Annotated in this window: 21 protein-coding genes; 9 read left to right on the top strand and 12 right to left on the bottom strand. The window is 73.2% G+C overall.

Annotated features, from left to right (window positions below; genetic code table 11):
- The first annotated feature begins 3 nt into the window (after positions 1 to 3).
- The 4 genes from B082_RS0135275 to acpS are packed head-to-tail and all read left to right on the top strand — an operon-like array spanning position 4 to position 3930.
- Entirely contained in the window at positions 4 to 573 is a 570-nt protein-coding gene (locus B082_RS0135275; RefSeq protein ID WP_018556485.1) for an RBBP9/YdeN family alpha/beta hydrolase, read from the top strand.
- Positions 570 to 2156: an amino acid adenylation domain-containing protein gene (locus tag B082_RS0135270; RefSeq protein ID WP_018556484.1), complete on the top strand. Its 1587-nt coding sequence runs from the start codon at positions 570 to 572 to the stop codon at positions 2154 to 2156. Before B082_RS0135275 ends, B082_RS0135270 begins: the two co-directional genes overlap by 4 nt.
- A complete protein-coding gene (locus B082_RS0135265; protein WP_018556483.1) occupies positions 2153 to 3523 on the top strand; it encodes a S8 family serine peptidase in 1371 nt (456 codons plus the stop codon). The genes B082_RS0135270 and B082_RS0135265 overlap by 4 nt, the downstream gene beginning before the upstream one ends.
- The gene (gene acpS / locus B082_RS0135260) at positions 3520 to 3930 is read left to right on the top strand and encodes a holo-ACP synthase (RefSeq protein WP_018556482.1); all 411 of its coding nucleotides are present in this window, start codon (positions 3520 to 3522) and stop codon (positions 3928 to 3930) included. The genes B082_RS0135265 and acpS overlap by 4 nt, the downstream gene beginning before the upstream one ends.
- Before the next feature lie 10 nt (positions 3931 to 3940).
- On the opposite strand, the gene B082_RS0135255 is transcribed toward acpS, so the two are convergent.
- The 4 genes from B082_RS0135255 to B082_RS0135240 form a co-directional block, all read right to left on the bottom strand.
- On the bottom strand, positions 3941 to 4735 hold the full coding sequence (locus B082_RS0135255; protein WP_018556481.1) for a VOC family protein: 795 nt from the start codon (positions 4733 to 4735) through the stop codon (positions 3941 to 3943).
- Positions 4736 to 4780: 45 nt separating this feature from the next.
- Entirely contained in the window at positions 4781 to 6148 is a 1368-nt protein-coding gene (locus tag B082_RS0135250; RefSeq protein ID WP_018556480.1) for a carboxyl transferase domain-containing protein, read from the bottom strand.
- Positions 6141 to 7601, bottom strand: coding sequence for an acyl-CoA synthetase (locus B082_RS0135245; protein ID WP_199783895.1), 1461 nt, complete (start codon positions 7599 to 7601; stop codon positions 6141 to 6143). Before B082_RS0135245 ends, B082_RS0135250 begins: the two co-directional genes overlap by 8 nt.
- An 80-nt stretch (positions 7602 to 7681) precedes the next feature.
- Entirely contained in the window at positions 7682 to 8893 is a 1212-nt protein-coding gene (locus tag B082_RS0135240) for a nitrate/nitrite transporter (RefSeq protein WP_026250515.1), read from the bottom strand.
- Positions 8894 to 9008: 115 nt separating this feature from the next.
- Here B082_RS0135240 and B082_RS0135235 point away from each other — a divergent pair, with 115 nt between their 5' ends.
- On the top strand, positions 9009 to 9443 hold the full coding sequence (locus B082_RS0135235) for an Lrp/AsnC family transcriptional regulator (protein WP_018556477.1): 435 nt from the start codon (positions 9009 to 9011) through the stop codon (positions 9441 to 9443).
- 9 nt (positions 9444 to 9452) lie between these two features.
- On the opposite strand, the gene B082_RS0135230 is transcribed toward B082_RS0135235, so the two are convergent.
- The 4 genes from B082_RS0135230 to B082_RS0135215 all read right to left on the bottom strand — a co-directional run bounded on the left by B082_RS0135230 (position 9453) and on the right by B082_RS0135215 (position 13446).
- On the bottom strand, positions 9453 to 11036 hold the full coding sequence (locus tag B082_RS0135230; RefSeq protein WP_018556476.1) for a GAF domain-containing protein: 1584 nt from the start codon (positions 11034 to 11036) through the stop codon (positions 9453 to 9455).
- Positions 11037 to 11057: 21 nt separating this feature from the next.
- On the bottom strand, positions 11058 to 12095 hold the full coding sequence (locus B082_RS0135225) for a rod shape-determining protein (RefSeq protein WP_018556475.1): 1038 nt from the start codon (positions 12093 to 12095) through the stop codon (positions 11058 to 11060).
- 296 nt (positions 12096 to 12391) lie between these two features.
- Positions 12392 to 12991, bottom strand: a complete 600-nt coding sequence (locus B082_RS37345; RefSeq protein WP_199783894.1) for a hypothetical protein — start codon at positions 12989 to 12991, stop codon at positions 12392 to 12394.
- Positions 12988 to 13446, bottom strand: coding sequence for a MarR family winged helix-turn-helix transcriptional regulator (locus B082_RS0135215; RefSeq protein ID WP_018556473.1), 459 nt, complete (start codon positions 13444 to 13446; stop codon positions 12988 to 12990). The genes B082_RS37345 and B082_RS0135215 overlap by 4 nt, the downstream gene beginning before the upstream one ends.
- Positions 13447 to 13595: 149 nt before the next feature.
- On the opposite strand from B082_RS0135215, the gene B082_RS0135210 reads away from it, so the two are divergent.
- The 3 genes from B082_RS0135210 to B082_RS0135200 all read left to right on the top strand — a co-directional run bounded on the left by B082_RS0135210 (position 13596) and on the right by B082_RS0135200 (position 15971).
- Entirely contained in the window at positions 13596 to 14615 is a 1020-nt protein-coding gene (locus B082_RS0135210) for an NADP-dependent oxidoreductase (RefSeq protein WP_026250514.1), read from the top strand.
- Positions 14616 to 14703: 88 nt separating this feature from the next.
- Positions 14704 to 15132, top strand: coding sequence for an organic hydroperoxide resistance protein (locus tag B082_RS0135205; RefSeq protein ID WP_018556471.1), 429 nt, complete (start codon positions 14704 to 14706; stop codon positions 15130 to 15132).
- A gap of 53 nt (positions 15133 to 15185) precedes the next feature.
- On the top strand, positions 15186 to 15971 hold the full coding sequence (locus B082_RS0135200; RefSeq protein ID WP_018556470.1) for an EI24 domain-containing protein: 786 nt from the start codon (positions 15186 to 15188) through the stop codon (positions 15969 to 15971).
- Between the two features lie 6 nt (positions 15972 to 15977).
- Here B082_RS0135200 and B082_RS0135195 read toward each other — a convergent pair whose 3' ends face one another.
- Together B082_RS0135195 and B082_RS0135190 are read right to left on the bottom strand one after the other, a co-directional pair.
- Entirely contained in the window at positions 15978 to 16976 is a 999-nt protein-coding gene (locus B082_RS0135195; protein ID WP_026250513.1) for an aldose epimerase family protein, read from the bottom strand.
- An 11-nt stretch (positions 16977 to 16987) separates the two neighbouring features.
- Positions 16988 to 17899 carry an SGNH/GDSL hydrolase family protein gene (locus B082_RS0135190; protein WP_018556468.1) on the bottom strand — a complete coding sequence of 304 codons (912 nt, stop codon included), beginning with the start codon at positions 17897 to 17899 and terminating at the stop codon, positions 16988 to 16990.
- Positions 17900 to 18178: 279 nt separating this feature from the next.
- Here B082_RS0135190 and B082_RS0135185 point away from each other — a divergent pair, with 279 nt between their 5' ends.
- Entirely contained in the window at positions 18179 to 18673 is a 495-nt protein-coding gene (locus B082_RS0135185; RefSeq protein WP_018556467.1) for a DUF3145 domain-containing protein, read from the top strand.
- A gap of 92 nt (positions 18674 to 18765) precedes the next feature.
- Here the strand turns inward: B082_RS0135185 and fabF are convergent, their stop codons facing one another.
- Positions 18766 to 20028 carry a beta-ketoacyl-ACP synthase II gene (gene fabF / locus B082_RS0135180; RefSeq protein ID WP_018556466.1) on the bottom strand — a complete coding sequence of 421 codons (1263 nt, stop codon included), beginning with the start codon at positions 20026 to 20028 and terminating at the stop codon, positions 18766 to 18768.
- Between the two features lie 77 nt (positions 20029 to 20105).
- Positions 20106 to 20354: an acyl carrier protein gene (locus tag B082_RS0135175; RefSeq protein ID WP_018556465.1), complete on the bottom strand. Its 249-nt coding sequence runs from the start codon at positions 20352 to 20354 to the stop codon at positions 20106 to 20108.
- Positions 20355 to 20398: the final 44 nt, after the last annotated feature.

Raw genomic sequence — 20398 nt, 5'->3', positions numbered from 1 at the left:
GACGTGCGCGTGGTGCTGATCCACGGGAACGCCGGAGCGAGCGTCGAGGGCATCTGGTTCCCGTACCTGAAACGGGAACTGGAGGCCCTCGGCGTCGAGGTGGTGGCCGAGACCTTCCCCGACCCCATCAAGGGCCGGATGCGCTACTGGCTGCCCTACCTCACCGACGTCATCCGCCCGGACGGGCGGACGGTCATCGTCGGCCACTCGTCCGGCGCGCTGACCGCCTTCCGGTACGCGGAGACGGCACCGCTCCTGGGTACCTTCGCCGTCGCCGGACACCACCACGACTGCGGCTTCGAACTGGAGCGCCGCAGCGGCTTCTTCGACACCCCGTGGGACTGGAAGGCGATCCGCGCCAACCAGTCGTTCATCGAGCAGTTCCACTCGAAGGACGACCCCTGGGTACCCTTCGCGGTCGCCGAGGAACTGCACGAGCTGACCGGTTCCACCTTCAACGCCATGGACGGCATGGGCCACTTCGGCTCCTACGACCAGCAGATGGACACCTTCCCGGAGCTGCTGGCGGCGGTCCGCCGCCGCCTCGGCGGGACACCGCTGGAGGAACGATGAGCGTCGCGTTCGCCGACGAACTGCTGGAGCGGCGGCGGGACAGCGGAGCCACCGCCGTCGTCGACCTGGAGACCGGCGAGCAGGTCTCGTACCGCACCCTCGCCCGGCGCGTCCAGGCCCTGACCGGTCTTCTCGCCGGGCTCGGCGTGGGCCGGGGCGGGACCGTCGCGATGGTGATGGACAAGTCCGCCGCCTCGGTCGCGGTCATGTGGGCCGCGCTGCGCCTCGGCGCCCGCTACGTGCCGCTGGACGAGTCGCTGCCGGCGGCCCGGATCGCGCTGCTGCTCGGCACGTGCGCGCCCACGGTCACCGTCGTCCAGCCCGCCCACCGGGAACTCCTCGACGGGGCGCCGGCCGGGACGGTGGTCACGGTGGGCGGGGACCCCGGGGAGGCGGGCACCGGCTGGGACCCCTCGTCCGAGGCCGCGCCGGCACCGGCCGGCACCGGGGGACGGACCCCCGACGACGACGCGTACGTCGTCTTCACCTCCGGCTCGACCGGCACCCCCAAGGGCGTCGTGATCAGCCACCGGTCGATGTGCGCCCTGCTGACCGGGGTGCAGGAGACCGTCGGCTTCGAGGACGGCATGCGCTTCCTCAACGTCGCGCCGCTGTTCTTCGACGCCTCCGTCGTCGACCTCTGGTCGACCTTCCTGGTCGGCGGCACCGTGCACCTGCTGCCCCGGCTGCGCATGCCCACCCAGGTCACCCGCGCGATCGAGGAGTGGCGGATCACCGACACGCTGCTCGTGCCGTCCGTGATCCGGATGCTGGTCAGCCGGTTCAGCGACGCCGGGCGGCGCGACCTCGGCTCGCTGCGGCGGCTGTGGTTCGGCGGCGAGGCCTGCCCGGTGTCGGTCCTGGAAGCTTTCTCCGCCCTCGTACCGGGACTGCGGTACGTGCACGGGTACGGGCCCACCGAGACCACGCACAGCGCCACGCTCTTCCTCACCGGCACCCCCGGCAAGGACGGCGAGGAGTTCCTGCCCATCGGCCATCCTCTGCCCGCCGTCGACGTGCTCGTCGTGGACGACGCGCTGCGGCCGGTGGCCGACGGGGAGACCGGTGAACTCCTCATCGGGGGCGCGCAGGTGATGACGGGATACTGCGGTGAGCCGGAGCGCACCGCTCGGGCCGTGGTCGAGGACCCGGCGGGCGCCGGGGGGCGCTACTACCGTTCCGGCGACTACGTGCGCCGCCGGCCGGAGGACGGCGCCCTGGTCTTCCTCGGGCGCCGCGACGACGCCCTGAAGATCAACGGCAACCTCGTCCACCTCTCCGAGGTGGAGGCGGCGACCCTGGCCGTGGACGGGGTGTCGGACTGCTGCGCGGTCCCGGTCGCCCACCCGCTGACCGGCCGGGCGATCATGCTCTTCGTCCTCGGCCGGCAGGACGCCGGGACCGGGCCGCGCGAGGAGGAGCTGCGCCGGCGGCTCGCGCTGCGGCTGCCCGACTACATGCTGCCGGCCCGCGTCGAATTCCTGGCCGACGGGGACGTGAGCCTCACGCCGTCCGGCAAACTCGACCGCGACCGGCTGCGGGCCCTCGCGGACGGGACCGGAGAGGGGGCGAAGTCCAGGTGACCGAACAGGAGCTGGCCCGGTTCGAGCAGTGCGGCGTGGTGACCGTCGTGCCCCGCTCGGCCACCGGTCTCGCGCTCGGCGACGACCCCGCGCTGCTCCTCGGGCACCGGGCCGAGGAGTTCCTCGCGGCCCCCGGAACCATCGACCGGCTGGCCGACGCGTACACCCGCGAGGGGCTCGCCGTCGAGGCGAGGACCGAGGCCGGCCTCACCGTCTCCGGCGCCCCCGCCCTGCTCGCGGAGGTCTTCGGCCACCCGGTGCGGCCGGTGCGGAACAAGTACATCCGGGAGACGGTCCGCTACGAGTTCGCCGCCGAGGGCCCGCTCGGCTCCCGGCTCCACGCCGGCCTGGTCCAGGAGGTACGGGCCCCGCGCGCCGGCTTCGAGCTGGGTGTCGGGGCCACCCCGCCGCTCCCGCCCGACGCGCGGTATCTGCGGCTGCCCGAGGACGCCGTCCGCGTCGCCGGCGCCGGCCGGCCGCACGCGGCGGGCGTCCGGGGCGACGGCGTCCGCGTCGTGATGGTCGACACCGGCCTGTACGGCCACCCGCACCACCGTGCCCACGGCTACCGCACGGCGGTCGTCCCGGCCCTGTCCGCCCTCGACCCCGCCGTGGACGAACGCGGCCACGGCACCGCCATGTCGGCGCTGCTGCTCGCGGTCGCGCCCCGGGCCGACCTCACCATGGTCAAGATGGCCTGCGAGAGCTTCTCCTTCCCGCTGGCGGCCTTCCAGCGGGCGGTGGAGCTGGCACCGGACGTCATCTCGTGCAGCTGGGGCACCCTGCGCGCGGAGCCGCACCTCCACCTGGAGGTCGCGAACGCGGTGCGGCGCGGGATCACGGTCCTGTTCGCCGCCGGGAACGGCTCGACGGACCGGCGCACCGCCATGTTCCAGTCGGTGGCGACACCGGGCGCGATCACGGTCGGCGGGGTCCACGTGGGGCCGGACGGACGGAGGCGGGCCGCCGACCTGGCGTCCAGCTACCGCTCGGACGTCTTCCCCGGCCGGCGGGTGCCCGACTTGTCCGGGCCGTGCGGAATGCTGCCGAACGGCGACTACGTGGTGTTCCCGACCCAGCCCGGGTGCATGTTCGACCGCCGCAACAGCGCGTACGACGGGACCGCCCCCGACGACGGCTGGCTGGTGTCCAGCGGGACGTCCGGAGCGACGGCGTACGCGGCCGGGGTGGTGGCGCTCGCCGTACAGCGGGGCGTCGGCAAGGGCCGCGCGCTGACCGCCGGAGACCTGGCGGGCGCCTGCCTTTCGGTGACGGAGGGGCGGACCCTGACCGGCGACGACTGCGGCGGCGTCTGCCCGAACGAGGCGGTGGGCCACGGCCTGCTCACGGCAGCGCGCCTCCCATGACGTGGACGCAAGGCCTGGTCGGCCGGCGGGTCCTGTGCGTGGGCACGGACCTCGCGGACGTGGCGGAGATACGGGGCGTGCTCACCCGCCAGCCATCCTTCAGGACCAGGGCGTTCACCGAGGCCGAGCGCGCCTACTGCGACCTCCCGCGAGACCCGGCGGAGCGGTACGCCGTCCGGTTCGCGGCCAAGGAAGCGGTGCTGAAGGCGCTGGGCACGGGCCTCGCCGGGGCGCCGCTCACCGATATCGAGGTCCGGCGGGCGCCCGACGGGAAGCCCTCCCTCCACCTCGCGGGCCGGGCCGCGGCGCTGGCGGAAGCGGCGGGCATCCGCACCTGGCTGGTCAGCCTCACGCACACGGCGGCCCAGGCGCACGCGATGGTGGCGGGGATCGGCGACGAGACGTGAACGCGCTACGTCACCTCACCCTCTCCAGCTTCGGCATCTCACCGCCCGTCGTCCCGCTGTCGATCAGCGAGAACGGCGAGCCGTCCGGGTCCGTCAGCGCCGCGAACCTGCCGAACGGGATCGTCATCGGGCCGAACCGCAGCGTCGCACCCAGCGACTTCGCCTTCTCCACCGCCGCGTCGCAGTCCGAGACCGTGAAGTACACGTTCAGGTGCGGCGGCACCTCGGGCGGGAAGTCGTCCCCCATCTTCATCCGGCCCAGCACCGGGTCCGCGCCCAGGTCGTAGAGGGTGAAGTCGACCGCGTCGTCCGCCATGCGCTGCACGCCGTATCCGAAGACGGCGGAGAAGAAGGCGTCCGCCTTCTCCGGCTCACGGGTGAAGACCTCGGCCCAGCTGTAGGCGCCGGGCACCGTCCGGGCCCCGAAGCCCTTGTGGCTGCCGGGCTGCCACACGCCGAAGGTCGCCCCGCCGGGGTCGTCGGCCACCACCATCGTGCCGAACTCGCCGACCTGCATGGGATTCACCTGGACCGTGCCGCCGTTGTCGCGGATCTTCGACGCGGTGGCCGCCGCGTCGGGCGATTCCAGGTACAGGCACCAGCCGGTCGGCATCTGCTCCGACTGCCGGGGCATCAGCGCGGCGACCGCCTTCTCGTTCACAAAGGCCTGGGTGTAGCTGCCGTACTCGGCCAGTGTGTCGCCGAACGTCCAGCCCAGCAGCTCACCGTAGAAGCGTTTCGCCTCTGCGAGGTCGCCGACCGTCGCGTCTGCCCAGCACGGCGTGCCTTCTGCTTCTGCGGGCATGGTGGGTCATCTCCTCGGGTGACGGGTCTGCCCCCTCCGTCCACGCTAGCCACCCTCGGCCGCTCCTGCGCGTCGGCCCGGCGCACCGGCCACCGAGCGGGCCACGCCCAGGTCCACCAGGTCCTGCGGGCGCAGTCGCAGCTGGCCGGCCGTGGCCCGGACGCGGTCCGGGTCCCGCTTCAGGATCGCCGCGGCCAACTCGGGGGCGATGACCGAGAAGTAGCTGTCCGGGGTGACGTGCGTGCGGTCCGGCGCGGCCAGGGCCAGCGCGCCGCCCGATCCGCCCTCGCCGATCACCAGGGTCGTGACCGGGACCCGGGCCGCCGCGATCGCCGCGAAGGCGTCCGCGATGGCCGCGCCCGCGCCGGAACGTTCCGCCTCCGCGTCGTTGGCCGCGCCCGGGGTGTCGACCAGGGTGAGGACCGGGATCCCCAGCCGGTCGGCGAGCCTGATCACCCGGGCCGCCGTGCGGTACCCGGCCGGGCGCGTCGCGGTGCCGCACTGCGCCACGTACGCCACCGGCCGCCCCTCGCGCAGTCCGAACCCGCAGAGCAGTCCCGGGTCCGTGCCGCCGCAGCGGTCGCCGCTCAGCGGGAGGCGCAGGTCGAAGTAGGCGTCCAGGTAGGCCCCGGCGCGCGGCCGGTCCGCCGCCCTGGCCCGCAGGACCGCGTCCCAGCCCGTGCGGGGCAAGTCGGTCACCCCGAGCGCGTCCGGGACCGGGGCGGGCGCGGGCGGGGCGTCGTGGTGGGCGAGCAGGCCCAGCCAGCGGCCCACCGTGGCCGGCAGCTCCCCGGGCGGGACGATCGCGTCGACGGAACCGGCCGCGAGCTGGCCCTCGGCCCCGTACGCGGCGGGGTCCGCGTCCGCCGGACGCACCCGGGAACCGGCGAACCCGACCTGCGCCCCGGGCAGTGCCAGGATCACATCGGCGCCCGCGCCCAGCGTGGCCCAGCCGCCGCCGGTCGTCGGGTCGCGCAGGACCGCGAGCTGGGCCGGCCCCGCCGCCCGCAGCCGGGCCGACGCGCGGGCCACCCGGTGCAGCTGGGTCAGCGCGATCATGCCTTCCTGCATGCGGCTGCCGCCCGTCGCGATCAGCGAGACGAGCGGCAGCCGCCGGTTTATGGCCTCCTCGTACGCGGCCTCCAGCCGGTCTCCGGTGCGTTGCCCGAGCGAGCCGCCCAGGAAGCCGAACTCGAACGAGAGCAGGACGCAAGGATGCCCGCCGACCGTGGCGGTACCGTGGACGACGGACTCCTGCTCGCCGGTACGGGCGGTGGCCCGCGCCCGGGAATCGGCGTAGCCCGCCCAGCCGAGCGGGCCGTCGCCCGCGGTGTCCCCGGCGGGGGCGGCGGACTCGGTGAAGCCGGCGGTGAGCGCGGCGATCGCCTCGCGTGCCGTCAGCCGCTCAGCCATGGAGCGCCCGTTTCATGATCTTGCCCAGGTCGTTGCGCGGCAGGGCGTCCAGGTAGCGGACCGTGCGCGGGCGCTTGTGCGGGGCGAGCTGGGCCGCGACATGGCCGGCCAGCGCGTCGGCGGTGGGCGGGGCGGCGGGGTCGGCCGGCACCACCCAGGCCACGATCCGCTCGCCCAGGTCCGCGTCCGGTTCGCCGGTGACGGCCGCTTCCCGGACGCCGGGGTGGTCGAGCAGGGCGTTCTCGATCTCGCCGGCGCCGATCTTGTAGCCGCCGCTCTTGATCAGGTCGGTGGCCCTGCGGCCGACGATGCGCACATATCCGTCGGGGTCGAGCGTGGCCATGTCGCCGGTACGGAACCAGCCGTCCCCGGTGAGCGCGGCGGCCGTCGCGTCGGGGCGGTTCAGATAGCCGGTGAACAGGTTCGGTCCGCGCACCTGGATCTCGCCGATCGACTCCGCGTCGGCGAGCGGGCTGCCGTCCTCCTCGACGAGGCGCAGTTCCACGCCGCGCAGGGGCGGTCCGACCGTGCCGGGGCGCGGGGCGCCGTCGGCCCGTACGCCCGTGTTCATCAGGGTCTCCGTCATGCCGTACCGCTCGATGACCCGGCGGCCGGTCGCCGCCGCGATGCGCTCGTGGTCGTGGACCGGCAGCGCGGCCGATCCGGAGACCAGCAGCCGGGCGCCCGCGAGGGCCTTCGCGAGACCGGCGCCGGCCTCGGGGTCCGCCAGCGCCTCCGCGAGCCGGTGGTACATGGTCGGCACACCGAACAGCATCGTGCCGCCGGCGCCCAGCTCCCGCGCCACGCCCTCGGGGGAGAACCGGCCCAGGTGGCGCACCGAACCGCCCCGGCGCAGCGGGCCGAGCACGCCGAGGATCAGGCCGTGCACATGGAACAGCGGCAGCGCGTGGACGAGGACGTCGTCGGCGGTCCACTGCCAGGCGTCCTCCAGCGCGTCCAGCGAGGCGGCGAGCGCCCGGCGCGGCAGGACGGCCCCCTTGGGCGGCCCGGTCGTCCCGGAGGTGTACACGACCAGGGCGGGGGCCTCGGGGTCCGGCTCGGAGGGCGCCGCGGGGGCGGGGCCGGTGGCCGTCGTGGTGACGTCCACCCGCTCCAGGGCGGCAAGGGCGGGCGGGAGCACGTCGTCCGGCGAGGCCAGCACCGCCGAGGGCGCGCTGTCCGCGACGATGTGCGCCAGCTCCCGTTCCCCCGTCTTCGGGTTCAGCGGTACGGCCGGTACGCCCGCCCGCAGCGCGGCGACCACGGCGACGACGGTCCCCGCGGTCGGTGTGGCCCAGACGGCGACCCGGCCGGCGCCCGCGAGCCGGGCCGCGAGCGCGTCCGTGACCTCGGTCAGCTGTGCGTACGTCAGGGAGACTTCGTCGAACCGGACGGCTTCTCGGGCGGCCGCCGGACCGGACACGTCCTGGAGTGCAGGCAGAAGTGGCATCACCCTGGGCACCCTAGAGCGATACCGCGTCCCCGTCCCTCGAATCCGGCTCGAACCGGGGCGCCCGGGATGTGACGGTTCCCTCACCCGTCCCGCTGGATGTTCCGCATGCGGCCGTACGCGTACACACAGCCCGCCAGGGCCAGGTCGGACAGGAGCATGAAACCGATCGAGTACGAGTCCTTCGCGCTGTAGATCGCGCCCATCACCAGCGGCGGCACGAAACCGCCGAGCCCGCCCATCGCGCCGACGATCCCGGTCACACTGCCCACCTTCGCCTGCGGGGTCACCTGCGAGACCAGGGCGAAGACGCTGCCGCTCGCGGTGCCCAGGCCCGCCGCCATCACGAGCAGCGCGATCGTGCCGCCCGGCGACAGCTGCGGGTCGAACGCCTGGACGATGGCCGTGAGGGCGGCGACGCCCAGCGCCGCGGAGGTGACGAGCGCCGGGTGCATGCGGTCCGACAGCCGGCCGCCGATCGGCCGGAAGATGACCGTGACCAGCGCGAACCCGGCCGCCTTCGTACCGGCGTCGGTCGGCGACAGCGCGTACCACGTCTTGAGATACGTCGGCAGGTACACGCCGAACGCCACGATGCCGCCGAAGCCGATCGCGTACAGCGCGGACAGCTCCCAGGTGACCCGCAGCCTGCCCGCCGCGCCCAGCCGGTGGACCAGCGAATCGGTCGGCACCTGGCGGCCTGGACGGTCGCTGACGAGCAGGGCGGCCAGCGCCGCGTACACCAGCAGCGCGGCGGCGACCACCAGGAACGGCAGGTTGTCGCCGTGCCCGGCGATGCGCGGGGTGAAGTAGCCGGACAGCGCGACCCCGCCCATGCCCATGCCGAAGATGCCCAGCGCGAGGCCGCGATCGGCGGGCGGGAACCAGGAGTTGACCAGCGGAATGCCGATCGCGAACGTCGTCCCGCCGAGTCCCAGCAGGAAGCCCACCGCCAGCATCGCCCCGTACGAGTCCTTCGCCGGGATCAGCAGCAGCACCGGCACGACGGTCAGCGCCGAGGTGAGAGGGAACATCAGCCGCGCCCCGTACTTGTCGGTGAGCGCGCCCACCGGGATACGGCCCAGCGAGCCGACCAGCACCGGCACGGCGACCAGCAGCGACTGCTGGAACGAGTTCAGCCCCAGGCGGTCCTTGTAGTCGGCCGACATGGGCGCGATCAGGTTCCAGGCCCAGAACGTGAGCGTGAAGCCGATCGTGGCCATCACCAGGTTGCGATAGGCGGCGGACGGCGGGGCTCCGGACGGTGCGGGTGACTGCTTCACGGCTGTGTCCACACGGCCAGTCAAGGGCGGGCACGGGCCGCGAGCCCGTCGGCGTGCGCCATACGGGGGAGGGGTTCCGGCCCCCGCCCGGCTTCTCATCCGCGCCGAAGCTGCGACAATTGGGACCATGGACCGTCTGGACAGGGAAATCCTCGGTGTCCTCCAGGAGGACGCCCGGATCTCGTACCGCGACCTGGGCGTACGGGTCGGGCTCAGCGCCAACGCGGCGGCCGACCGGGTGCGGCGGCTGCGCAAGGACGGTGTCATCCGCGGTTTCACGGTGATCATCGACCCCGCGGCCGACACCCGCACCGGACTCGTCGTCTTCATCGACGTGACCCTGCGGATGGACACCACCAACGAGACGTTCGAACGGGCGGTGCTGGCCCTGCCAGGCATCACCGAGGTGGTGCACGTGACGGGCGGACACGACTATCTCGTACGGGCGACCGCCGCCGACACCGCGGCGCTCGACACCCTCCTGCGCCGCCTCAAGCGCGAGGCGGGCGTCGCGCACTCCCACACCCGTGTCGCCCTCAGAGCGGCGCCCGGCGGCCCGTGACGCCCCGGCTCACAGCGGCGCCTCCCACGTCACCACCGGCGCCCGCGTACCGTCCGGATCGCGCCCGTCGTCCGCGACCGTGAGGCGGACCGCGCCCCGCCCGTCCGGCAGCGTCGCCGTCACGTCCACCGCCACCTCGATCGCCGACACCCCGTCCCTCCGGTGTGCCGCCGCCAGGGCGCTCCGCAGCGCGGCGAGCAGCCGCCCGCCCGCCGGTTCCGTCACGAGCGCGTCCACCGCCCCGGCGAACCGCACCGACGGCTGGAAGCCGAGCACCGCCGCCGCGCCCGCGGTCTCCCGCAGCACCCGGCCCCGGAAGGTGGCGGGCGCCTCGGCGGGCGGCTGCTGGAGGGCGAAGATGGCCGTCCGCACTTCCTGGATCGTCGAATCCAGCTCGTCCACCGCCTTGGAGAGCAGCTCGCTCGTCTCCCCGGCACCGGCCCGCCGGCGCGTCGACTCCAGCATCATCTCGGTGGCGAACAGCCGCTGGACGACCAGATCGTGCAGGTCGCGCGCGATCCGGTCGCGGTCCTCGTACACCGCCAGCTGCTCCCGGTCGTGCTGCGAGTCCGCCAGGACCAGGGCGAGCGCCGCCTGCGAGGCGAACTGGGCGGCCAGCAGCCGGTCCAGGTCGGTGTACGGGCGGGCGCCGCGCCCGCGGGGCAGGGCGAGGGTCCCGATGAGCCGGCCCCCGCTCTGCAACGGCAGCATCATGCTGGGGCCGAAGCGGGACCGTACCGGTGTCGTCATCCGGGGATCGGTCGCCGAGTCGTCGATGAACACCGCCTCGCCGCCCAGCAGTTGGACCAGGACGGGGGAGCCGGGCGCGATGGCCGTGCCCACGAGCCCGGCCGGGTCCTCCTGTGTGGAGGCGACGACGATCTCCATGCCGCCCTCGTCGGTGGGCTGGAGGATCACCCCGGCCGCCGCGTCGCTGAGGATGCGGGCCCGTTCCGCCACGGTCGTCAGCGCGTCGGACAGGTTCTCGCCGGTGAGCAGGGTGTTGGTGACGGCGGCCGCGCCCTCGATCCAGCGTTCGCGCTGCCGGGCGCTCTCGTACAGCCGGGCGTTGCCGATCGCGATGCCGGCCTGCGCGGCGAGGACCCGCAGCAGCCCGGCGTCGGTCTCGGTGAAGTGCCCGGTGGTCTTCCCGGCGAGGTAGATGTTGCCGAAGACCTCGTGGCGGACCCGGATGGCGGCGCCGAGGAACGAGCGCACCGGGGGGTGGCCGGGCGGGACGCCGGTGGCGCGCGGGTCGGCGCACAGGTCGTCGGAGCGCACCGGCCCCGGCGCGTCCACGAGGGCGCCGAGCATGCCGGTGTGCCCGTCGGGGAAGTCGCCGATGGCCGCCTGCTCGGCCTCGCTCATCCCGCGGACGAACAGCTCTCGGATCGTGCCGTGCCCGGGGTCGAGCACGCCCAGCGCCCCGTACCTGGCGCCGGTCAGGGCGGTCACGGTGTCGATGATCTGCTGGAGCGTGGCCCGGAGTTCGAGGTCCGAGCCGACGCTCAGCACCGCTTCCAGGAGCCGTGGCAGCAGGGGCGACTCCGGCAGGCCGCGCTCCGGCGCCGCGCCGGCCGGCTCGTCGGTCATCGGCCGGTCCCGGCGCGCCGGTCAGCCGGCCAGCGGATCGAGGACCATCGGGCTGATCTCCCCGTCCAGCATGGCGCCCAGGCCCAGGATCGAGCAGGCGTCGGGCCGTTCGGCGATGTGCACCGGCATGCCCGTCGCGTCGCGCAGCATCTGGTCGAGGCCGGGCAGCAGGGCGCTCCCGCCGACCATCATGATCCCGCAGTCCGCGAGGTCGGCGACCAGGTCGGGCGGGCATTCCCGCAGGACCTTGCCCAGGCCGTCCAGGACCGCGGTGAGCGGGCGGTGGATCGCCTGCCGGATCGCGGCGGTGTCGACCTCGACGGACCGGGCGAGCCCGGTCGCCACGTCCCGGCCGTGGATCTCGGTGACCGAAGGGCCCTGCGCGGTCAGCCCGTTGCCGTTGAGGGCGAGCTGGAGGGGGCGCACGGACTGGCTCGGCAGCATCAGCTCGTGGTACTGGCGCAGGTGCTGGATCACCGCGTGGTCGATCGCGTCGCCGCCGATCGGCAGGCGTACCGCCGTCACGATCGAGCCGAGCGAGAGCACCGCGATCTGCGTCGTCGCCGCCCCGCACACCATGATCATGGTCGCGGTCGGCTGCTCGACGGGCAGCCCGCAGCCGACGGCCGCCGCGATCAGGGTGTCCACGAGCTCGACCCGGCGCGCGCCGAGGCCGACCAGGGTCTCCACGGCGGCCCGGCGGGCGAGCGGATCGCTCTCGTGCGGGATGCAGGCCGCGGCACGCAGCCAGGGCTTGCGGCGCAGCTGGCGGCGGAGCTTCTCGCCGAGCAGGTGGCGCAGCATGCGCTGGGCCATCTCGATGTCCACGACGGTCCCGCCGGACACGGGGCGGACGACCCGGATGTAGTGGGGAGTGCGGCCCGTCATCTGTTCGGCGAGTGCGCCGACGGCGATGAGCGAGCCGGTACGGATGTTGACGGCGGCGACGCTCGGCTCGTCCACGACGAGGCCGGGCCCCTTGACGTACACCCGGGTACGGGAGGCCCCGAGGTCGACGGCGACATGGCAACGGCGCAACTGCTCAAGGCTGACGGTCACGGCGGGTCCTCCCGAGAGCGTTGAGGGTGACCGACGGACAGCCGGCTCTCCTCGAATCGTGCGCCGCGAGGAACCACCACGCCCGCTGGGGTGCGCCGTAGGAGGGACACCCGCCCGCAGTTCACGCCCGCGCCGGCGGTCCCGGCCTGTCCGGCGTCCGCGGACGCGCGTCGGCCGTTCAACGCCCGCGTCGGCGGTCCCGGCCTGTCCGGCGTCTGCGGACGCGCGTCGGCCGTTCAACGCCCGCGTCGGCGGTCCCGGCCTGTCCGGCGTTCACGGGCGCCCGAACGGCAAGTTCAAGCCCGTCCGGCGATTGAGGACACCGCCCCGCCCCCACCCACCGGCACCACCCGCTGCAACAACCCCCACGTGAACTCCGCGACACACGCCCCCGCCCCGTCCCCGATCCCCAGCGCCCATCGCGTCGGCGCGCTGCCCTCCATCGGGCGGGCCGGCGCGAAGGCCCGCGCCACCTCGTCCACCGTGCACGACCACGGCACCAGGTCCGCCACCGTCCGCAGCTCGGGGCCCGCCGCGTCCGGCGCCCGGACCAGCCACTCGTTCCACACCGCCCCACCCGGCGCCACCATCACCTCGAACCGCAGCTCCGGCCAGAGCGGCACCGCCCACCGCAGCACGTCGAACTCCAGGTCACCGATGACCCGCCGCCCGGCCGCCCCCGGCTCACCGAGGACCGAGCGGTAGCGCCGCAGCGCGCCCCGCCCCCGGGGCCCCCGCACCATGGCCTGCCACCGCCGGTTCGCCTCCCGCATCTCGGCGAGTGTCGCGCTCAGCTCGTGCCGGGCGTCCTCCACCAGACCGGGCTGGTGGTCGGCCATCCGGCGCAGCAGGACGAGCTGGAACTCGCGGGGCCCGAAGGGGGTGGGAGCGGTCATGCGCTCCATGGTGCCGGTCCGGCCTCCGGACCGGTCCCCACCATCCGGCGCAGCAGGTCCCGCAGCACCGTGCGGTCCGCGTCCGACAGCCCGGCCAGCGGCTCGCGGGCGAAGTCCAGCGCCTCGCGCAGTTGCAGCGCGGTCCGCGTGCCCAGTTCCGTGGGCGCGGCCAGCTTCACCCGGCGGTCGGCCGGGTCCGGGCGCCGCTCCACCAGGCCGCGCGCCTCCAGCCGGTCCACGATGCCGGTCACATTGGACGGCTCGCACTTCAGCTTCTGGGCGATCCGGCGCATCGGCAGCGGCTCGACCGAGAGCAGCCCGAGGACCCGCGCCTGCGCGCCGGTGAGGCTGTGCGTGGCCGCGGCCTGCTCGTATTCCTCGTAGTAGCGCGCCACGACGGTGCCGATGAGCTCGATGACTTCGAGGGTCAGGGGATCTATGCGCGAGGTGGCCATGACACCCAGGATACCCAGTTGCTTGACAAGGTGAAATATCCAGGCGCATGGTTGTTTCATGTGGTGAAGCTTTTTGCCGCCGCACCGCACACCTCGCAGCAGCCGAGACACCGACACAGAGACACCGACATCGAGGAGACCCCGAGCCCATGTCTGCAAATCTTCCCGAGTCCAGCCGTGAATGGCACCTCGTAGCCCGTCCGCACGGCTGGCCGAAGGCCGAGGATTTCGCTCTGCGTGAGGCACCGGTGACCGCGCCCGCCGAGGGCCGGGTCCTCGTGCGCAACCTGCACTTCTCGGTCGACCCCTACATGCGCGGCCGGATGAACGACGTGAAGTCGTACACCCCGCCGTTCAAGCTGGACCAACCGATGGACGGCGGCGCGGTCGGCGAGGTCGTCGCCTCGAACGCCGAGGGCTTCGAGGTCGGCGACCACGTCCTGCACGGCCTCGGCTGGCGCGAGTACGCCAGCGTCCCCGCCAAGCACGCGGTGAAGGTCGACGCCTCGCTCGCCCCGCTCTCCACCTACCTCGGCGTGCTCGGCATGACCGGGCTCACCGCCTACGCCGGACTCTTCGACGTGGCGTCCTTCAAGGAGGGCGACGCCGTCTTCGTCTCCGGCGCCGCCGGCGCGGTCGGCAGCCAGGTCGGGCAGATGGCCAGGATCAAGGGCGCCTCCCGGGTCATCGGGTCGGCCGGCTCCGACGAGAAGGTCAAGCTCCTCGTCGAGGAGTACGGCTTCGACGCCGCGTTCAACTACAAGGACGGGCCCGTCGGCGAGCAGCTGCGCAAGGCCGCCCCCGACGGAATCGACGTCTACTTCGACAACGTCGGCGGCGAACACCTGGAGGCCGCGATCTCCTCGTTCAACGTGCACGGCCGCGCCACCATCTGCGGCATGATCGCCCAGTACAACGCGACCGAGCCCACCCCCGCCCCGCGCAACCTCGCACTGGTCATCGGCAAGCGGCTGCGCCTCCAGGGCATGCTCGTCGCCGACCACTCCGACCTCCAGGAGCAGTTCGTCCAGGAGGTGGCCGGCTGGCTGGCATCGGGCGAGCTGAAGTACCGCGAGACGGTGGTCGAGGGCATCGAGAACGGCTTCGACGCGTTCGTCGGCCTGCTGCGCGGCGAGAACACCGGAAAGATGATCGTCTCCCTCGGCTGAACCGCCCCGCCGGCACCCGTTAGTCTCGTTCCAGGCCGTCGCGATCGTGGGCGCGAGTCGCGGCGCACCAGCAGGAGGAATCCTCAGCATGACCATTCAGGACATCGCCGTCGCGTACACCGCTGTCGCCACCGCGCAGAACGGCCGTGACGGCCGCGTCTCCTCGGACGACGGCAAGCTCGACGTCGTCGTCAACCCGCCGAAGGAGATGGGCGGCAGCGGCGCCGGCACCAACCCGGAGCAGCTGTTCGCCGCCGGCTACAGCGCCTGCTTCCAGGGCGCGCTGGGCGTCGTCGCCCGCCAGGAGAAGGCCGACATCTCCGGCTCGACGGTGACCGCCGCGGTCTCCATCGGCAAGACCGAGGCCGGCGGCTTCGGCCTGGAGGTCGCGATCACCGCGACCATCCCGAACGTCGACGCGGCGACCGCGCGGGCGCTCATCGAGAAGGCCCACCAGGTCTGCCCGTACTCGAACGCCACCCGCGGCAACATCAAGGTGGAGCTCTCGGTCGCCTGACCTGCCCCTCCCCGCCGGACAGGCCCCGCCCCCGATCCCGTTAGGCTGACGCCATGCGTGATCTCGGGGCGGGGCTCGGTTGTCTGATCAAGGGTCAGCGCTGGGTCTTCGGTCACGGCAGATGGTTCGGCATAGGGCTGCTGCCCGGCCTCATCACCCTCGTCCTGTACGCGGGCGCCCTCATCGGCCTCGGCTACGGCGCCGACGACCTGGTGGAGTGGGCGACGCCGTTCGCCGACGACTGGTCGTCGCCGTGGCCCGGCCTGCTGCGCAACGCCCTGACCGTGCTGGTCTTCGTCCTCGGCCTCTTCCTGGCCGTGATCACCTTCACCGCCGTGACCCTGCTCGTCGGACAGCCCTTCTACGAGGCGCTCTCCGAGGAGGTCGACCGCACCGAGGGCGGCACGGTCCCCGAGTCCGGGCTGCCGCTCTGGCGCGAGCTGTGGATCTCCGCCCGCGACAGCGTGCGCATCCTGGTGCGCGTCGGGCTGTACGCGGTCCTCCTCTTCGCCCTCGGCTTCGTGCCCGTCGCCGGGCAGACCGTCGTGCCCCTCATCGGCTTCTGCGTCACCGGGTACTTCCTCGCCGAGGAGCTGACCGCCGTCGCGCTCCAGCGCCGGGGCATGGTGCTCAAGGACCGCCTCGCCCTGCTGCGCGGCCACCGCCTGCGCACCCTCGGCTTCGGCGTACCGCTCGGGCTCGCCTTCATGCTGCCGTTCGTCGCCGTCTTCCTCATGCCGGGGGCCGTCGCGGGGGCGACCCTGCTGGCCCGCGGTCTGACCGGTGAGGAGGAGACGGACGACGAGAACGCCGGGGACGAGGCGGCCTTCGAGGGCTGAGGCGCCTCAGCGCACCGAGAACCCGTACACCGTCGTCGACGCGTACTCCGCGCCCGGCCGCAGCACCGTGCTCGGGAACTCCGGGCGGTTCGGCGAGTCCGGGAAGTGCTGCGTCTCCAGGGCGATCCCGGCGCACGGGCCGAACGGCCGCCCGTCGAAGTGGTCCGCCGTGTACAGCTGGAGCCCCGGCTCGGTCGTCGTGACCGTCAGGACACGCCCCGACACCTCGTCGTACAGCTCCGCCGCCGGAAGCGGCCCCTGCGCGTCCAGCACGAAGTTGTGGTCGTACTCCCTGGTCACCGGCCGGGGCTCGCGGAAGTCGAACCGGGTGCCCTCCACCGGCAGGAACTCGCCCGTCGGCAGCGACTCCGCGTCCACCGGGGTGACCGCCCCCGCCGCGATCCGCAGCCGCTGCCCGAGCGCGCTGCCGCTGCCGGCGCCCGCGAGGTTCCAGTAGGTGTGGTTCGTCAGGTTCAGCACGGTCGGCGCGTCCGTCACCGCCCGGTACGCGATCCGGAGCGCACCGCCCTGGTCCAGGGTGTACGCCGCCGTCAGCTCCACCCGGCCGGGGAAGCCCTCCTCGCCGTCCGCCGAGACGAGGGACAGCTCCACACCGCCCTCGACCTCGCGGGCGTCCCACACCCGCTTGTCGAAGCCGCTCGCCCCGCCGTGCACATGGTTGCGGCCCTCGTTGCGCGTGAGGTGGTGGGTCCGGCCGTCCAGCTCGAAGGCCGCCCCGCCGATCCGGTTCGCGTACCGGCCGACCAGCGCGCCGAAGTACGGGCCCGTGTACTCCTGGTACGAGGCCAGGTCCGGCAGCCCGAGGGCGATTTCGTCCCGCGCCCCGTCCCGGTCCGGGACCTCGGCCGACTGCACGATGCCGCCGTACGTCAGGACGCGCACCCGCGTGCCGTCCCGCTCCAGCGTCCAGCGGTGCACGGCGGTGCCGTCCCCGAGCGTGCCGAAGTGCTCCGTACCGACCACCGTATTCGAACGCGTCTCCATGATCACCGACTTTACGCGGGCGGGCGGACCGCCGTGACGTTGCGGTAGGCGATCTCGGCGAGCCTGGCCTGACCGTTGCGGCCGGGGTGGAACCAGTCCCACTGGCTGAGCTGCTTGCCGGTGAACCGGTAGTCGAACACGGCCCCGCCGTCGTACCGGCAGCGGCTGTCCTTCGCGCACACCTCGCGCAGCACCTCGTTGTACGCCACGACGCGGTCCTGCACGGCCGCGCGGCGGGCGACCGCCGCCGCGCCCATGTTGTCCGCGTCGCTCAGCATCGACTTGCAGATGCCCAGCTTCCAGATCTGCTTGCCCAGCTGATTGGCACGCCCCTGCGACCACAGCCGCTTCAGGTCCGGCACGCTCGACACGTACACCTGCGCCTTGGGCGCCCCGCCGCGCAGCCGGCGCATCGACGCCTCGAACGACGCGCGGAAGTCGTCCACCGGGGTCATGGCCCGCACCGAGTCCCGGCAGGCGTCGTTGGCGCCGATCATCACGGTCACCAGGTCCGGGTCCTCCGCCGCTGCCGCCGCCATCTGTTCCGGCAGCTGGGCCATCCGGGCGCCCGTCTCGGCGTGGTTCCAGGTGTGACCGGCCGCGCGGGCGCCGAGGAGGCGTACCGCGAGACTCTTCACCGCGCTGTCCGTGCCCGTCGACCAGGACACCTCCGGGCAGTCGGCCAGCACCGAGCAGGCGTCGAACCCGCGCGTGATCGAGTCGCCGACCGCCGCGATGGAACCGGGACTCGGGTTCCAGACGGGGCCCGCCGCCGGGGCGTGGCGCTCGGCCGGAGCCGACCCCTTCGTCGTCCCGTCGTGTCCCGCGTCACAGCCGGTCAGCACCGCCGTACCGGCGAACGCCAGGGCGGCCAGCCAGGCCAGTGCGGTGCGCGAGCGGTGCCGTACGGACCGATCCGGCATGGCCTGGTCTCCTCCTCTTTCACGCCCGGACGCTCTGCCGGGTGAAGACTGAGCGAAGAAGGGCCCCGGACCGACGGTACGTCACCCCCGGGACGGCCGGGCGCGGTAGTTTTTCCCCGTCGGACCAGTGGCTCCCTCGGACGCCCGGCTCCACTCGGGTGGCATCCGAACATCACATCACGTCACATACTGTCGCTTTTCCGGAGAATAACCCCCGATGCTGTTTACTGATGACAGGCCGCTGGGGAAGGCGAACCTCGTCCCACACTGGAGGTCCCGGTGACGACACGTGGAGTCCTGTACGTTCACTCCGCACCGCGCGCGCTCTGCCCCCACGTCGAGTGGGCGGTGGCGGGTGTCCTCGGTGGGCGGGTGCAGCTGGACTGGATCAGACAGCCGGCCGCGCCGGGCACCTGGCGCTCGGAGTTCTCCTGGCGGGCCCGCCCCGGCACGGCGTCGAAGCTCGCCTCCGCGCTCCGCGGCTGGGACCTCCTCCGCTTCGAGGTGACGGCGGAGCCGTCTCCCACGGCGGAGGGCGAGCGCTACAGCTCGACGCCCGCGCTGGGCATCTTCCACGCGGTCACCGGCATGCACGGCGACATCCTCGTCCCGGAGGACCGCCTGCGCGCGGCGCTGGCCCGCTCGATCGGCGGTGAGACGGACCTGGAGTCCGAGATCGCCAAACTCCTCGGCAAGCCGTGGGACGACGAACTGGAGCCGTTCCGCCATGCGGGCGAGGGCGCGCCCGTCCGCTGGCTGCACCAGGTGGTGTGACCGCCGGGGGCTGCCGAGCCCCCGGCGGCAACGACGAAGCCCGCGCCCCCCACACGGGGGACGCGGGCTTCACGCGCAAGCGCGCGGAAACGTCACACGCTGCGGAAGGCCAGCACCACGTTGTGTCCGCCGAATCCGAACGAGTTGTTGATCGCCGCGATCGGGCCCTCCGGAAGCGGCCTCGGCTCGCCGCGGACGATGTCCGCCTCGACCGACGCGTCCAGCTCGTCGACGTTGATCGTCGGCGGAGCCATCCGGTGGTGCAGCGCCAGGACCGTGGCCACGGTCTCGATGCCGCCCGCGCCACCGAGCAGGTGACCGGTCATCGACTTCGTCGCGGAGATCGCCACGTGGTCCAGGTCCTCACCGAGGACCTTCCGCAGGGCCTTGACCTCCGCGATGTCGCCCTGGGGCGTGGACGTCGCGTGGGCGTTCAGGTGGACGACCTCCGACGGCTTCAGGTCCGTCTGGTCCAGCAGGTTCTGCATCGCCGCGGCGATACCGCGGCCCGTCGGCTCGGGCTGTGCGATGTGGTGGGCGTCCGCGGACAGGCCCTGGCCCAGCACCTCGCAGTAGACCCGGGCGCCACGCTTCGCCGCGTGCTCCGCGGACTCCAGCACGACGACACCGGCGCCCTCACCGAGGACGAAGCCGTCGCGGCCCACGTCGTACGGCCGGGACGCCTTCTCCGGATCGTCGTTGTTCTTGGACATCGCCATCATGTTGGCGAACGCGGCGATCGGAAGCGGGTGGATCGCCGCCTCGGTGCCCCCGGCGAGGACCACATCGGCACGGCCGGTGCGGATCATCTCGACGGCGTAGCCGATCGCCTCGGCGCCGGACGCGCAGGCGGAGACCGGGGTGTGGACGCCCGCCTGGGCGTTCACCTCGATGCCCACGTTCGCCGCCGGGCCGTTGGGCATGAGCATGGGCACGGTGTGCGGGGAGACGCGGCGTACGCCCTTCTCCTTCAGCACGTCGTACTGGTCGAGCAGGGTGATCACGCCGCCGATGCCGGAGGCGATGACCGAACCGAGCCGCTCGGGCTGGATCTTCTCGTCCTCACCGGCCTTGCCGGTGAAACCCGCGTCCGCCCACGCCTCGCGGGCCGCGATCAGCGCGAACTGCGCCGAGCGGTCCAGACGGCGGGCGAGCGGACGGGGCAGGACGTCAGCGGGATCGACGGCGGCCAGGGCCGCGATCCGAACAGGCAGCTCGGCGAAACGTTCGCCCTCAAGAGGCTTGACGCCGGAACGGCCGGCCATCAGACCTTCCCAGGTCGATGCGGAATCGCCACCCAGCGGAGTGGTTGCGCCGATACCGGTGACGACCACGGTGCGATTGGTCGAGTTCACTGGAAAATCTTCTCCACGTGTAGGGGGTCGTGAATCAGCGGCGCCACCGCCGGGTGGCGACACACGATCCGGCTGGATCAGGCCTGGTGCTTGAGGATGTAGTCCGCGGCGTCGCCGACGGTCTTGAGGTTCTTGACGTCCTCGTCGGGGATCTTCACGTCGAAGCGCTCCTCGGCGGCGACGACGACCTCGACCATGGACAGCGAGTCGACGTCCAGGTCGTCCGTGAAGGACTTGTCCAGCTGGACGTCCTCGGCCGGAATGCCGGCGATCTCGTTGACGATGTCGGCGAGACCCTTGACGATCTCTTCCTGCGTGGCGGCCATGTCGGCGCTCCTTCGGTGTATATCTGCTGGGTTCGGACGTCCGG

The organism is Streptomyces sp. ATexAB-D23, from assembly GCF_000373645.1.
Lineage (GTDB): Bacteria > Actinomycetota > Actinomycetes > Streptomycetales > Streptomycetaceae > Streptomyces > Streptomyces castrisilvae.
This window is presented reverse-complemented; position numbering and strand designations above follow the sequence as displayed.

Excerpts from the sequence above, each read along its gene's own strand:
- B082_RS0135255 (WP_018556481.1), bottom strand. The coding sequence starts at position 4,735 with ATGCCCGCAGAAGCAGAAGGCACGCCGTGCTGGGCAGACGCGACGGTC.
- B082_RS0135250 (WP_018556480.1), bottom strand. The coding sequence starts at position 6,148 with ATGGCTGAGCGGCTGACGGCACGCGAGGCGATCGCCGCGCTCACCGCC.
- B082_RS0135190 (WP_018556468.1), bottom strand. The coding sequence starts at position 17,899 with ATGCCGGATCGGTCCGTACGGCACCGCTCGCGCACCGCACTGGCCTGG.
- acpS (WP_018556482.1), top strand. The coding sequence starts at position 3,520 with ATGACGTGGACGCAAGGCCTGGTCGGCCGGCGGGTCCTGTGCGTGGGC.
- B082_RS0135195 (WP_026250513.1), bottom strand. The coding sequence starts at position 16,976 with ATGGAGACGCGTTCGAATACGGTGGTCGGTACGGAGCACTTCGGCACG.
- B082_RS0135215 (WP_018556473.1), bottom strand. The coding sequence starts at position 13,446 with ATGGCCACCTCGCGCATAGATCCCCTGACCCTCGAAGTCATCGAGCTC.
- B082_RS0135200 (WP_018556470.1), top strand. The coding sequence starts at position 15,186 with ATGCGTGATCTCGGGGCGGGGCTCGGTTGTCTGATCAAGGGTCAGCGC.
- B082_RS0135210 (WP_026250514.1), top strand. The coding sequence starts at position 13,596 with ATGTCTGCAAATCTTCCCGAGTCCAGCCGTGAATGGCACCTCGTAGCC.
- B082_RS0135230 (WP_018556476.1), bottom strand. The coding sequence starts at position 11,036 with ATGACCGACGAGCCGGCCGGCGCGGCGCCGGAGCGCGGCCTGCCGGAG.
- B082_RS37345 (WP_199783894.1), bottom strand. The coding sequence starts at position 12,991 with ATGACCGCTCCCACCCCCTTCGGGCCCCGCGAGTTCCAGCTCGTCCTG.
- B082_RS0135205 (WP_018556471.1), top strand. The coding sequence starts at position 14,704 with ATGACCATTCAGGACATCGCCGTCGCGTACACCGCTGTCGCCACCGCG.
- B082_RS0135270 (WP_018556484.1), top strand. The coding sequence starts at position 570 with ATGAGCGTCGCGTTCGCCGACGAACTGCTGGAGCGGCGGCGGGACAGC.
- B082_RS0135235 (WP_018556477.1), top strand. The coding sequence starts at position 9,009 with ATGGACCGTCTGGACAGGGAAATCCTCGGTGTCCTCCAGGAGGACGCC.
- B082_RS0135175 (WP_018556465.1), bottom strand. The coding sequence starts at position 20,354 with ATGGCCGCCACGCAGGAAGAGATCGTCAAGGGTCTCGCCGACATCGTC.